Annotated in this window: 9 protein-coding genes and 1 pseudogene; 4 read left to right on the forward strand and 6 right to left on the reverse strand. The window is 22.7% G+C overall.

Features of this window, described 5'->3' with window-relative positions; translation table 11 throughout:
- Positions 1–130 precede the first annotated feature (130 nt).
- Both lpxH and ybaL read left to right on the forward strand, forming a co-directional pair.
- The gene (lpxH, locus tag AUT07_RS01830) at positions 131–850 is read left to right on the forward strand and encodes a UDP-2,3-diacylglucosamine diphosphatase (protein ID WP_066283427.1); all 720 of its coding nucleotides are present in this window, start codon (positions 131–133) and stop codon (positions 848–850) included.
- Positions 851–1842: 992 nt separating this feature from the next.
- Complete coding sequence (ybaL, locus tag AUT07_RS01835; protein WP_066283429.1) at positions 1843–3504, forward strand: YbaL family putative K(+) efflux transporter; 1662 nt, start codon at positions 1843–1845, stop codon at positions 3502–3504.
- 314 nt (positions 3505–3818) lie between these two features.
- Here ybaL and hemH read toward each other — a convergent pair whose 3' ends face one another.
- From hemH to tadA, 6 genes and pseudogenes are all read right to left on the reverse strand, one after another.
- Positions 3819–4775: a ferrochelatase gene (gene hemH, locus AUT07_RS01840; protein ID WP_066283432.1), complete on the reverse strand. Its 957-nt coding sequence runs from the start codon at positions 4773–4775 to the stop codon at positions 3819–3821.
- A gap of 127 nt (positions 4776–4902) precedes the next feature.
- Complete coding sequence (gene adk, locus AUT07_RS01845; RefSeq protein WP_066283434.1) at positions 4903–5547, reverse strand: adenylate kinase; 645 nt, start codon at positions 5545–5547, stop codon at positions 4903–4905.
- 177 nt (positions 5548–5724) lie between these two features.
- Positions 5725–7602 (reverse strand): molecular chaperone HtpG, encoded by a 1878-nt coding sequence (gene htpG / locus AUT07_RS01850; protein ID WP_204200689.1) that lies wholly within the window; start codon positions 7600–7602, stop codon positions 5725–5727.
- Positions 7603–7961: 359 nt separating this feature from the next.
- A complete protein-coding gene (locus AUT07_RS01855; protein ID WP_066283437.1) occupies positions 7962–8291 on the reverse strand; it encodes a YbaB/EbfC family nucleoid-associated protein in 330 nt (109 codons plus the stop codon).
- Positions 8292–9106: 815 nt separating this feature from the next.
- Positions 9107–10189, reverse strand: a pseudogene (gene dnaX, locus AUT07_RS01860) (DNA polymerase III subunit gamma/tau); the annotation flags it as partial.
- A 641-nt stretch (positions 10190–10830) separates the two neighbouring features.
- Positions 10831–11295, reverse strand: coding sequence for a tRNA adenosine(34) deaminase TadA (tadA, locus tag AUT07_RS01865; RefSeq protein WP_071889668.1), 465 nt, complete (start codon positions 11293–11295; stop codon positions 10831–10833).
- Between the two features lie 1072 nt (positions 11296–12367).
- Between tadA and alaS the strand changes: the two genes are divergently transcribed.
- Positions 12368–15016 carry an alanine--tRNA ligase gene (alaS, locus tag AUT07_RS01870; RefSeq protein WP_066284168.1) on the forward strand — a complete coding sequence of 883 codons (2649 nt, stop codon included), beginning with the start codon at positions 12368–12370 and terminating at the stop codon, positions 15014–15016.
- 162 nt (positions 15017–15178) lie between these two features.
- A complete protein-coding gene (csrA, locus tag AUT07_RS01875; protein WP_066283439.1) occupies positions 15179–15361 on the forward strand; it encodes a carbon storage regulator CsrA in 183 nt (60 codons plus the stop codon).
- Positions 15362–15430 lie beyond the last annotated feature (69 nt).

The raw sequence follows: 15430 nt of genomic DNA on the forward strand, positions 1-15430 counted from the left end.
AGACAAGTTTTTATAAATTTAATTAAATTATTTAATTGAAAATTTAAATATCTAATTTAAATTAGATATAAAAAATTATATCTTTACAATTATTTAATTTTTTTGGTAAAAAGGTGTATTAATATTAAGAATGATTTTATTTATTGCTGATGTACATTTAAATAAAAAGAAACCAGATGTTATTCATGGTTTTTTGCGTTTTTTGCGAGAACAAGCGATTAAAGCTGATTCTTTATATATTTTAGGTGATTTTTTTGATTATTGGATTGGTGATGATGATTCAAATTTATTATATCTATTAATAGCAAAAGAACTAAAAAAATTAAAATTTAAAGGTATTTTTTGTTATTTTATACCAGGTAATCATGATTTTTTATTAAATAAAAAATTTGCTAATAATAGTGGTATGTTGTTATTACCAACAGAACAAGTTTTAACATTATATTCTTATAATATTCTTATTTTACATGGCGATGTACTTTGTACTGATGATGTTTCATATCAACGCTATCGAAAAAGAGTATATAACCATTGGTTACAACAATTATTTTTAGCTCTTCCATTATCAATTCGTTATTTTATTTTAAAAAAAATACGTGAAAAGAGTCAATATAATAACAGTATTAAATCATTAAATATCACTGATGTTAATAAACAAACAGTAATTGAAACATTTACAAAATATCAAGTTGATTGGATAATCCACGGTCACACACATAGACCGGCAATTCATAAAATAAATATTAATGGTAAAATATTACATAGAGCAGTATTAGGTGCATGGCATAAAAATGGTTCAGTTATAAAAATTACATCTAAATCTATAGAGCTATTTGATTTTTATTTTTAGTTATGTTTTATATATTTCTATTAAAACAGAAGATATAAAATTATTTGATAAATAGGATAAAATAATGATTGATTGTATTAATAATTGAAAATTATTTATAATATAATAGATATTATTTTAAACTTAATTAGATTGACTATTAATTAGATTAACTATATTAATAGTTATATTTAATTATTTTTGTAATATTATTCATAATTAACATTAAACTATCCATAATAGTTTAATGTTAATTAATATATATTATATATTGTATTATAATACATCTCAATCTTAGTACAAAAATACTTTTGTTTTTTGCTAAAAAATTATTTTTATAAATAGATAGATTAAAGAATTTAAAATAAATAAAAAATACATTTTAAAAAAAATTAATAACAAAATAGTCAATATATATATTGATTACTTTAATTAATATTTTATATACAATATTTAATCTTAACTATTTTAAATTTACTATAGTAAATATTTATAAATAATACAATATTTCATATTGTTATATAACAATATATACATATATGAATTAATAATAAATTAATATTTAAATTTTTAATAAAAATTTAAATATTAAAAATTGATATTTATTAATTTTATAATGGCTAGTAAAATTTTAAATAAATTAAAAACTAAAAATAAAAATATTAATTTTATTTACTTTTTTATATAAAGCAGAGATTAAATCTAATATTTAATTAAATATTAATAGATAAAAATTATATTTAATTAAAATATTATTATTTATCCATTCATAATATTTTAATAATATTATGAATGGATAAAATTGTTTGATTTATTATTAATTTTAAAAAATTATTATTTTAAAAAATTATTTTTGACATTCATAATTTTTCTAAATTTTTTCTAAGAAATAGATCCACTAATAAATATTAGTAATCAGAATTTATATAATGGTATAATATAAAAATATCAATTGTAAAATAAATTTATATTTTAGAAGTAAATTATCATGTAATCCAAAAAGAGGAAATTTAATGGATTATTCAGCATCATCGCTTATTACTACCATTGTTGGTGGTTTAACTCTTGCTTATTTATTTGGTATGATAGCACAAAGATTAAGAGTATCACCTTTAATAGGCTATTTATTAGCTGGTGTAATTATTGGCCCATTTACACCTGGTTTTGTTGCAAATACTAATTTAGCAAGTGAATTAGCTGAAATCGGTGTAATATTATTAATGTTTGGTGTTGGATTGCATTTTTCTTTGAAAGATCTTTTATCAGTAAAATCAGTTGCTATTCCTGGAGCAATAGCTCAAATAATTACTGCAACATTATTAGGGTTAGCTTTAGCAATGATATTTGGTTGGGGATTATTTGCTGGAACTGTTTTCGGTCTTTGTCTATCAACAGCAAGTACTGTAGTTCTTTTAAGAGCGTTAGAAGAACGTCAATTAATTTATAGTAAACGCGGTAAAATTGCTATTGGTTGGTTAATTGTAGAAGATTTAGTGATGGTTTTGACTTTAGTATTACTACCGTGTATTTCTGATATTGTAGATAGTAATAATTCTAGTTTTAATGATCTAATAATAAAATTAATTTTTACAGTAAGTAAAGTCATTATTTTTATTATCATTACACTTCTTATTGGGAGAAAACTTATTCCATGGATGTTAGCCCGTACTGCAGCAACTGGCTCTCGTGAATTATTTACATTAGCTGTGTTAGTACTAGCTCTTGGTATTGCTTATACTGCTGTTACGTTATTTAACGCTTCTTTTGCCCTTGGAGCATTTTTTGCTGGCATGATATTAAATGAATCTGAATTAAGTCATCGAGCTGCGCAAGATACTTTACCTTTACGGGATGCATTTGCTGTTTTATTCTTTGTATCAGTTGGTATGATTTTTAATCCAATTATATTGATAGAGTTTCCTATTGCTATATTAGCTGTATTAGCTATTATTACTATTGGTAAATCATTAGCAGCATTAATTTTAATGAGATTATTTGGGCATAGTCATTGTAATGCTTTGACTATTGCTATAAGTTTAGCACAAATAGGCGAATTTTCTTTTATTTTATCTGGTATTGGATTTACTCTTCATGTATTTGATAATAAAGCTTTAAATTTAGTAATTGCTGGTGCAATAATATCTATTATGATTAATCCATTACTATTTAGTTTACTAGATCGTTACTTAAAGAAAACTGAAACAGTAGATGAAGAATTATTAGAAGAAAGTCAAGAGGAAATTAAAGTTATACAAATTCCTGTCGATATTTGTGGTCATGCTATCATAGTAGGTTATGGCCGTGTTGGTACTATTTTAGCTAAAAAGTTACGTCAAAAAAATATTCCATTAGTTATTATTGAAAATACACGTGCACGATTTGAGGAATTATCTAGAAATGGGTTTCGTTCATTAATTGGTAATGCTGTAAGTAAAACTTTAATGAGGTTGGCTCGTATAGATTGTGCTCAGACACTTTTGTTAACTATCCCAAATGGTTATGAAGCAGGACAAATTGTTGAAAAAGCTCGATTATTAAATCCTGATCTTACCATTATTGTGCGAGCCCATTATGATGATGAAATTAGATATATTAGCGAACGTGGTGCAAATCATATCGTAGTTTGCGAACATGAAATTGCTAAGACTATGGCGCATTTTTTGACTGACAATTAAAATTTTATAAAAATATTTTATTTTTATAAAATTTTATCATAAATAGTTTCTGTTATTAATTAAATAATGGATATTTTTATTAATAGTTATTGAAATATAATATTTTAAGATATTTAAAATTATTAAATATTGAAATTCTAATAAATTAAAAATAATAAAATAAATATAATAGATATCATATAATAAAAATATTAATTATTTTATCTAAAAAAATAATAGTATAATTTAGTGAAATTTTATAATTTTATAATTAATTATTTTTATTAAGTTTATAGCAATTAACAAATATTAATAATATTAAATTAATAAATTATTTATATTTTATTTATAATCAATTTAGTCATTAATATAATATGATTTTTTGTTGCATTTAATGCAGGTATATAATGAAATTGTTCACCACCATATTTGAGGAATAGATCTTTATTTCTTATAGATATTTCCCATAATGTCTCTAGAGAATCTACTGAAAAACCAGGACACAAAATTTGTACATGTTTGATATTATTTTTAGCTAAAAATTTTAGTATAGTATTTGTATATGGTTTTGTCCATTTTCTATAACCAAATTTTGATTGATAAGCCATTATTATTTGATGAGTAGGAAATTTAATTAATTTACTAAATAAATAAGTCGTTAATTCACATTGTTTTGGATAAATATCACCTTTTTTTTCATAATATTTAGGTATACCATGATAAGAAAGTATTAATCTTTCAGGTATACCATATTTTTTAAAGCTTAATTCAACTGATTTCTTTAATATTTCAATATAATAAGGATGATCAGCATAGCTACGAATAAAATTAATTCTTGGTATAATCTGATATTTCTTTAATATTTTAATGATCATATCAAACACTACTGCAGTAGTAGAATTAGAATATTGTGGGTAAAGTGGTAAGATTATGATATTTTCAACTTTTTTAGTTAAAAGTTTATTAATTGCTTCTGAAATTGGTAGCATCCCATAACTCATCCCTAATTCTACAGGTATATTTGATAGTTTTTTTTTCAGTTCAATTTTTTGTTGTAAGCTATAAATTAATAGTGGAGATCCTTCTTTAGTCCAAATTGATTCATATAGTTTAGCTAATTTAGGTGATCTTAATGGCAAAATTATTAAATGCAATAATAATTTCCAAATTATTGGTGAAAAATTTATAATTCTAATATCACTGAGAAATTCTGCTAAGAACTTTTTTACAGCTTCTGTATTAGCAGCCTTTGGAGTACCTAGATTAACTAATAATACACCGTACCTTTTAATATCAACTCCTATTTATATTTATAAAAGTTATAATTTGTTAATTATAATAATAAAAAAATAAAATAGTAATCTATTTTAGATAACTTTAATTAATAAATTTAACATTTAAATATTAATTTTTTTATAATTAACCTAAAATTTTAAATAATTTTTTACTTATTTTTTTTATAGAAAAACTAGCATTTAATTTAAAATATTTTACATTAGTTATATAGGATTCATGACGATAATACTCAATTAATGGCTTAGTGAACTTATGATACTCTATTAATCGTTTACGAACTACAGCTTCTTTATCATCTGGGCGAATAATTAATTTTTCACCAGTAATATCATCTTTATTTTCTATTTTTGGTGGATTAAATTTTATATGATAAACTCGCCCAGATGGTATATGAATGCGGCGACCTATAATACGTTCAATGATTATTTCATCAGAAATATCGAATTCAAATACATAGTCAATTGATATATTTATATTTTTTATAGCTTTTGCTTGTGGTATTGTTCGTGGAAATCCATCTAATATAAAGCCTTTTTGATAATTATGATTTGCTAAATAATTTTTAATTAAATTAATAACTAATTCATCTTTAATATAATCACCTTTATCCATTAATTTTTTTGTTTTTATATCTAAATGTATATTTTTATTTGCAGCATTGCGTAATATATCACCAATAGAAATTTTTTGAATATCGTATTTTTGTCTAATTAATTGAGCTTGAGTTCCTTTACCAGAACCTGGAGCTCCTAGGAAAATAATACGCATTATGTATAGCCTCTAGTTGTCTTATTTTTAAGATTTGACAACAAATATACAATAGTAACATATATTATTAAAAAAGTATATAAATAAAACTACACAAAAAAATTTTGAATATTATTAACATAACTAATTATAACTATCTATAGTTAGTTATAGTAATTTACTAATAAATTATTATATTCAACTTAAAAATAATTTATTCATACGATCAATAAATTCATTTGGATTATCTAAACTTCCTTTCTCAATAAATAAAGCTTGATCTAATAATATTTTTATCCATTCGAAAAATAATTTGTCATCTGTTATTTTAATGGTTTTTTGTACTAATGGATGTTCTGGATTTAACTCAAAATTATATTTTAATTCTGGTGTTGCTTGTCCTGCTACAGAAAATAATTTTGCCATTTGTGTACTCATATCATTAGCATCAGTTGTAACTATTGCAGGAGTTTCTGTTAAACGATAAGTTAATTTGACTTCTTTTACTTGATCACCTAATGTATTTTTTACACGCTGAATGAAAGGTCTTAATTGTTTATCTATTTCTATTTGTTTTTCCTTATCTTCATTTGTTAATTTTTCTAATGATTCATCTATTTTACTAATAGACTGAAAAGATTTACCTTCAAATTCTGGTAAATAATTCATCATCCATTCATCTATTCGATCAGAAAGTAGTAAAACTTCGATTCCTTTTTTACGAAATAATTCTAAATGAGGGCTATTTTTTGCTGAAATATAATTATCAGCAGTTATGTAATAAATTTTTTTTTGATTACCATTAACTATTCTATTTATATAATCTTCTAAAGAGACATTTTGTATATTATTGTTATTATATGTTGATGAAAATCTTAATAATCTTGAAATAGTTTTTTTATTAATTGTATCTTCAGCAATGCCTTCTTTTAATACTAATCCAAACTCATTCCAAAATTTTTGGTATTTTTCTATATCTTTTTTGGATAATTTTTCTAATATTTGTAATATACGTTTTGTTAAGGAAATACGCAAATTCTTAACAAGATCGCTATCCTGTAAAACTTCTCTTGAAATATTTAATGGCAAGTCATTACAATCTACTACCCCACGAATGAAACGCAAATAATGTGGCATAAACTGATCAGCTTGATCCATAATAAAAACGCGATGAACGTAAAGTTTTAAACCATTTTTATTATCTCTATTCCATAAATCTACAGGAGCTTTGGTAGGTATATATAGTAGATTTATATATTCTTGTTTACCCTCTACTTTATTATGAATCCATATCAAAGGATCACTATAATCATGGGAAATATTTTTATAAAATTCTTTATATTCTTTATCGCTAATTTCTTTTTTATTACGAGTCCATATAGCTTCAGACTTATTAATTTTTTCCCAAGTAATAATGCCATTTTTTTCATTTTTATTAGCTATTTCTATAGGAAGAGTAATATGATCTGAATATTTACTGATTATTGAACGCAAACGCCATGTATCTAAAAATTCAGATTGATCTTCACGTAAATGTAATATGATTTCAGTACCACGATCTATTTTTTCAATATCAGCAATTGTATATTCACCTTCCCCATATGATTGCCAAAAAACTCCTTTGTCAGTAGTATTGCCCGCCGATCTTGTTCGCACTGTTACTTGATCAGCGACTATAAAAACCGAATAAAAACCAACACCAAATTGACCAATTAATTGACTATCTTTTGCTTTATCTTTGCCTAATGATTTTAAAAATGTTTTTGTGCCTGATTGAGCTATAGTACCTAAATTATCGATAACTTCTGTTCTAGTCATCCCAATACCATTATCAGTAATGGATAATAATTTTTTATCTTTATCAATAGAAATTCTAACTTTTAAATCGCCATCATTTTCATAAAGATCAGATTTAGAAAGAGCTTTAAAACGTAATTTATCTGCTGCATCAGATGCATTAGAAATTAGTTCACGTAAAAAAATTTCTTTATTAGAATAAAGAGAATGAATCATTAATTGTAGTAATTGTTTTACTTCTGATTGAAAGCCACGAATTTCTTGTTCTTTCATATTTATTAAATTTCCTCAAATGTTAAAAATTTCTACGATTATGGAATCAGATGGGGTATAAATTGAAAAATTCAAGGTTTTTATAAAAAAGAGTTAATAAAAATATTTTTAATTAGTTATAAAAAAATAATATCTAATTATTGATTTATATCTGATTTATAAATTTTTTTAATATAATAAGTACAGTTTTTTGACTAATTTTAGTTATAAGATTTAATTTTAATTTTTTAAAAATAAAATAACATCGATGAAAATAACTTCATATGATGCATATGAATAATGCATATCTAAATTAAACGTTTTACAAAAAAAATCATTAAGTATTAGAAATTTGCTATGTTTTTATAATACGTATTTAAAATTTATCAAGATGGTATTTTAAAGTTTAAAGGTAATGTTATTCCATTAGATATATTAGCCATTTTCTCTTTTTGTATCTTTTCTATATTATTTACTGCATTATTAAAAGCAGCAGCAATAAGATCTTCTAAGATATCTTTATCATCTAATAGCAAAGTAGGATCAATTTCAATTTTACGGCAATTATGTATACCATTAATAGTAACTTTAATGAGACCTGCACCAGATTCTCCTATAACCTCTATATTAGCAATTTCTTCTTGTACTTTTTGCATTTTTTCTTGCATTTGTTGAGCTTGTTGCATTAAATTACTTAATCCAGTATTATTAAACATAATATTCTCATTTTATGATGTATTGATTAATCAATTATTATATATATTTAATTTAAAATATATATAAAACGATAAACGCCTTTTGTTTTATATCAAAATAATAATTTTGAGTAATTATTTTATTTAAAATGTTAATTTTTTTGTTTTTACCTTATCTTAATTATTCTTAATTATTTTTTATCATCTTATTTAAATTATGGATTTTATTTGTCTACTAATCTACTAATCTCTACTAATCTATAAAATCATAGCTTACTGCTAGTACTATAATTAATTTAAATTATAAATTAATCTTAAATTTAAATAAGATTTACTTAATCATACTTTATAAGTATGATATCATTTTTGATATTTTTGAAATTTTCCAGTTAATGTACAGTACATTAATTACAACTTCTATAATTTAAAAATAATTTTATGATGGTAGTATTAGATCTGGTTTTATAATTTCCTTTTATTTTTGATACAATTACTTGTTTTTAATTTTTTATTATCATTTGTATTTATATAAAATTATTTTATTATTAGTTATATCAACAACAAATCATAAAGATTAATCATGTTATTTTAATAATGCCGGTATTTTTTAGTTTTTATACAATATATTATAGTGTATTATTATGCTAATACAATATTTTATTTATTTATTTTGTAAATTTTTTTGTAATTATAAAATTTTTTTATAGCAAGATGCAATCATTTTATTAATGATTGATTGTTTTTAACATCCTGATTATGTAGTATTCTACCAATTATTATTGTATTAATAATTTTATTAATATAATAATAATATTAGAAAATCCCTAATTAACGTTAGGCTTAAATGCTAATGCACGTAATAATGTCATTTCAACTCCTATGCGCTTTTCTGGAGCATATGGAAGTTCTTTACGTCCAATTAACAAAATTTGATAATACAGTTGTAAATCAGTTGGTGTAATTGAACGTGCTAGTAATCTTAATCTTTCCTCTATTGGGGAAATAATATTTTGTATGCTCATAGGTAAAAGTTGGATCATTGCTATTCTATGAATTAGTGATAACATTTGAATAATAACTTGTTCCCAATCTATTCCTTGTAAAGAAAGTTCTGCTATTAAAGCCATTGTTTTTTTTCCATCAGAATGTACAATAGATTCAATAATATCTAGTGGTTGATTATCATCTAATATACTTAACATTTTTTTTACTAAGTCTAAAATAATTTTTCCATTACCTATAGCAATAGCTTGATCAGTTAAACTTAATGCATCTCGTAAACTACCATCAGCTGCTTTAGCAATTAATTGACAAGCACTCGGCTCACTTAATATTTTTTCTGCTGATAAAACTTTTTCTAATTGATTACTAATTTGATCAATATTTAGTGTTTTTAAGTGAAATTGTATGCAACGTGATAAAACAGTAATAGGTAATTTCTGTGGGTCTGTAGTTGCTAATATAAATTTCACATGTTCAGGTGGTTCTTCTAGTGTTTTTAGGAATGCGTTAAAACTATATCTAGATAACATATGTACTTCATCAATTAAATATATTTTGAAACGTCCATTTATAGGTGCATATTGAACATTATCTAATAAATCTCTAGTATCTTCAACTTTAGTACGAGAAGCTGCATCAATTTCAATTAAATCAATAAATTTCCCATACTTGATTTCAAGACAGTTACTACATTTATTGCAAGGATTTTTGTTTATACCAGATCTACAATTAAGACTTTTAGCGAATAATCTAGCAATAGTAGTTTTGCCTACCCCTCTAGTTCCAGAAAATAGATATGCATGATGTAGTCGTTTTTGTTGTAAACTATTTTTAATAGCAATTAAAATATGTTGTTGACCTACTACATCATTAAATGTTTGAGGACGCCATTTACGAGCAAGTACTTGATAATTCATGATTTCTTAAATAACTATTTAATTAATTCTATTTATGATCTTAACTACTAGTTAAACTAATTTAAATAATTAACATAATTAAATGTATTAAATTATGTTAATATAGCATTTAGTAATAAGTGGGATGAATATCACTTAATTTCTTTTGATTTTAAAAATTTTATACTTAATTTTATCATAAAATCATAATATGAAAAATATAAATTATAAATTAAATTTATTCAAATATTTTTATCATATGAATTGGCTTTCATATTTTTAGAATAGTTTATTTATTGATTATGTTAAATTTATATCTGATATATAATAGATTATTAATAATGACAATTATTTTAATTATAAAAAATAATATTAATTTATAGAAATACAATAATTTTAAATATTATTTAGATAAAAAATAAATATATAATATAAAAATTTTTTAGTTTACTGTAATTTAATCAAATATAATTTTTGGTAATATTTAATATTAAAATAATATAGATATAATAATAGTTACTTTTTATAAAAATAAAAAATGATAATTATTACAATAATTGTTGTGGTATATTCTTTATATATATTTATTCAATAATTATAAAATTTAGATATCATTAAATATATTTAATTTATTATTTTCAATTTTTGAATTTGATTTATATTTATTTAATTCTTTTTTTTTTAAAAAAAAGACTCAATATTTCACCACATTCATTTGCTAAAATACCCCCTAATACTGTAATACGATGATTTATTTTAGGATGATGAAAAACATTCATTACAGAACCTGCTGCTCCTGTCTTATAATCATGCGCTCCATAAACTAAACGACTGATCCGTGCATGAAGTATAGCACCAGAACACATAATACAAGGTTCTAGAGTTACATAAAGTGTTGTATTAACTAAACGATAGTTTTGTAAATATTGACCACCAGCTCTTAAGGTAATAATTTCTGCATGAGCACATGGATCGTGTTTTGCAATAGGTTGATTCCAGCCACTAGCAATTAATTTATTTTTGTATATTAATAGAGAACCAATAGGAATTTCACCTTTATCTTGAGCATTTTTTGCTAAAAAAATGGCTTTTTGCATCCAATAATAATCTTTTTTTATTTTTTTCACTAAGTAAAAACTCTAAAAATTATTTTATGTGATTAATTACTATAATATCATAAAATGCAATATTTAATATATTAAACATTTTATAATCATTTATATAATTAAATATACAATTAATTCATCTGTTGTTTGTTATTATTATAAGATATATTAATTATTAATTTTATTAAATTAATAATTAATATATCTTATAATTAATTTAGTTTTTTATTTTGTAATCTATGCCTTTCTAATGTATTTTAGTTATATATATTAGAATTTTATATTATATATAAATGAATAATTCTTATATTACAAATTATAAAAATAATTTTGGATGTTTAAGATTTTATTAATTATTTATCGTATATTATCAATTATATTATCAATATATATATTGAAAAATAATCATTTTTACTATAGTAAATTATATTTGTAGAATTTAAGTCTACTAATTTTAAATATAAATTAAAATATTTTTTAACTTATTTAATAGATAATATATATTATATATTAAATTAAATATTGGTAATTTATATCAAAATATTTAATTTTTTAATTAAAAATAAAAGTTAATAATTATTTTTTGATGTAAAAAAATTAAATATTTTATAAAATAAAAAAATATCAAATATATTATAAATATAATATTCATTATAACAATTTTAATTAAATTCTTTAGTGTAAATTACAGATTACAGATTAATCAAAATTAAATATACTTTAAACATGTAAAAATTTTTACTGAAACTGATCAGCTATAATAAAAAATTATATTTCATATAAAATATTATATAGAATGTAAAAAATATTTCAATTTTTTTTGATAAGCATGTAAAAATAATTAAAATATAATTACTTCAATAATACATAATTTAATATATTTTGACTGAAAATATTTTTAACAAAACTTTCATAAAATGTATAACTTATACAGTACTTATAAAGTACAAGTAATAATAAAATTATTTATTTTTATTTAATGATAAATTATATAAATAAATATATCATTATTAGAAATAATTAATTAAGAAATTTTATTTGACATATATTATGTCATGAATCAATTTTTAAAATTGATTTTAGGATAAATATGATTAACAAAAGTACAACTGAAATCCGTCAAATGTTTCTAACATTTTTTCAAAATAAGGGACATAAAATTATACCAGGTAGTTCATTAATACCAAATAATGATCAAACATTATTATTTACTAATGCTGGTATGAACCAATTTAAAAATATATTTTTAGGATTAGAGTCAATAAATCATTCTCGAATTACAACTGCACAACATTGTATTAGAGCTGGAGGCAAACACAATGATTTAAAAAATGTTGGTTATACTAACAGACATCATACTTTTTTTGAAATGTTGGGTAATTTTAGTTTTGATGATTATTTTAAACAAGATGCCATAAAATACGCATGGGAGTTACTTACTGGAAAAAATTGGTTTAATATACCAGAGAATCGATTTTGGATTACTACTTATCATACTGATGATGAGTCATATAATATTTGGATAAAGGAAATAGGTATCCCAGAAGATCGTGTTATTAGAATAGGTGATAATAAAGGTTCTATTTATGCATCTGATAATTTTTGGCAAATGGGTAATACTGGTCCTTGTGGTCCTTGTACAGAGATATTTTACGATCATGGTGAATCTATTATAGGAAATTTACCAGGTTCGGTTGATGGATATGGTGATCGCTATACTGAAATATGGAATATAGTTTTTATGCAATTTAATCGATATAATGATGGAAGTTTAAAGCTATTATCAAAACCATTTGTTGATACAGGTATGGGATTAGAACGTATTTCTGCTGTTTTACAAAATGTTCATTCAAATTATGAAATTGATATCTTTCGTGAATTAATTGCTTCTATTTCCAAATTAATTATGTTATCTGATTTTAATAATAATTCAAGTAATAAATCACTACGTGTGATCGCTGATCACATTAGATCTAGCGTTTTTCTTATTTCAGATGGCGTATTTCCTTCTAATGAAGGTCGTGGTTATGTATTACGTCGTATTATTCGTAGAGCTATTTATCATGGATATATGATAGGGGTTAAGGGTTTATTTTTTTACAAATTAGTAAAACCATTAATTTATTTGTTGGATAATAATAAAATAGAATCTCAACAAATCACTATTGAAAAAATATTAATGAATGAGGAAAGACAATTCTTACGTATTTTAGATCGTGGAATTAAATTATTAGATTATGAATTATCTCAATTACAAGGTGACATATTAACTGGTGAAATAGTATTTCTTCTTTATGATACTTATGGGGTTCCATTTGATGTAACTGCTGATATTTGTTATGAACGTGGTATTAAATTTGATGAATTAGGATTTTATGCTGCTATGGAACAACAAAAATCTAAATCACGAAATTCTAGTATATTCACTAGTAATTATAATAATATTATTAAAATAGATAAAAATAGTGATTTTTCAGGCTATGAAAAAATTATACAACGATCTAAAGTGACTGCTATTTTTAAAAATGATCAATTTGTTAATGTTTTACATCAAAATGAGAACGGCATTATTATTTGTGATAAAACTTGTTTTTATGCTGAATCAGGTGGTCAAGTTGGTGATAGTGGGATAATTAGTAATAATTATTTTCAATTCGTTGTATCTGATACAAAGAAATATGCTAAAGCTATTGGACATATTGGCAAATTAATCAGTGGTTCAATATCGTTAAATGATTTAGTTAATACACAAATAGATATTAAACGTCGTAATGCTATTAGTATTAATCATTCTGCAACGCATTTATTGCATGCAGCTTTACGTAAAGTATTAGGAAATCATGTAATTCAGCAAGGATCTTTAGTAACTGATAAATATTTACGTTTCGATTTTAATCATTTTTCTGCAATGACTGCTATAGAAATAGATAAAATTGAAAATATTGTAAATTATCAAATTCGTAAAAATCATTCTATTGTTACAACACTGATGTATTTAGAAGAAGCAAAAGAAAAAGGTTTAGTAATCTTTAAAAATGATAGATGCAATGTAAAAGTACGTGTTCTTAATATAGGAGATTTTTCAACTGAATTGTGTTGTGGTACACATGCTAATCGTACTGGTGATATAGGATTATTTCGTATTAATAGTGAATCGAGTATTGCTGCAGGAATTCGTAGAATAGAAGCAGTAACAGGTCAAGTTGCTATAGATCTTATGCGATCTCAATCACATCTTTTATCAGAAATTTCTAAATTAATAAATACTGATGTTAATAATCTATTAAAAAAAATTAAAGTTACTTTAGATAAAGTAAAGTTATTAGAAAAATCGTTAAATGAGTTAAAATGGAAACAAGTTGCTCAAAAAATTATTTCTTTACATAAGCAAGTTAAAAAAATAAATGAAGTTAATTTATTAATAACTAATGTAGATAATATGGATTTTAATCAGTTACGTATGATTGTTGATGGTTTGAAAAATAAATTAAAATTAGCAATTATTGTTTTATTTACCATATATAATGGTAAAGTTAATATAACTGTTGGTGTGACAAGTAATCTATCTACTAAAATTAATGCCAATGATTTAATTATGTTTGTTTCTCAAAGATTAGGTGGAAAAGGAGGTGGCCGTGCTGATATAGCGCAATGTGTTATATCTAATATCACAATAGTTCATGATTTATTATTTTTAATTGAAGAATGGATTTATTCACGTTTAAGACTAATGAATAAATAAAATTATATAATTTATAATCAATATATAGATTTAATAAAAATTAAATATTAGTATTATATTTATTTAATGTTTTAGTATCATTGTTTTGCGTTTTCATAATATATAATAGATAATAGATAGGTATAAATAAAAGAAATTATTTTAATTTTCAAGGAGTAAAGAATGCTTATTCTGACTCGTCGAGTTGGTGAAACGCTCATGATAGGAGATGATATAACAGTAACAGTATTAGGTGTAAAAGGCAACCAAGTGCGAATAGGAGTTAATGCTCCTAGAGAAATCTTTGTTCATCGTGAAGAAATTTATCAACGGATACAAGCTGAAAAAGTCCAGCCTAGTAAATAGATAATTATATCAATCGTTTGTTATTTTATATACTATTAATATGCTTGTAACTTAAAGTTTTTGTAATCA

The sequence above is a fragment of the Candidatus Arsenophonus lipoptenae genome (genome assembly GCF_001534665.1).
GTDB classification, from domain to species: Bacteria; Pseudomonadota; Gammaproteobacteria; order Enterobacterales; family Enterobacteriaceae; genus Arsenophonus; species Arsenophonus lipoptenae.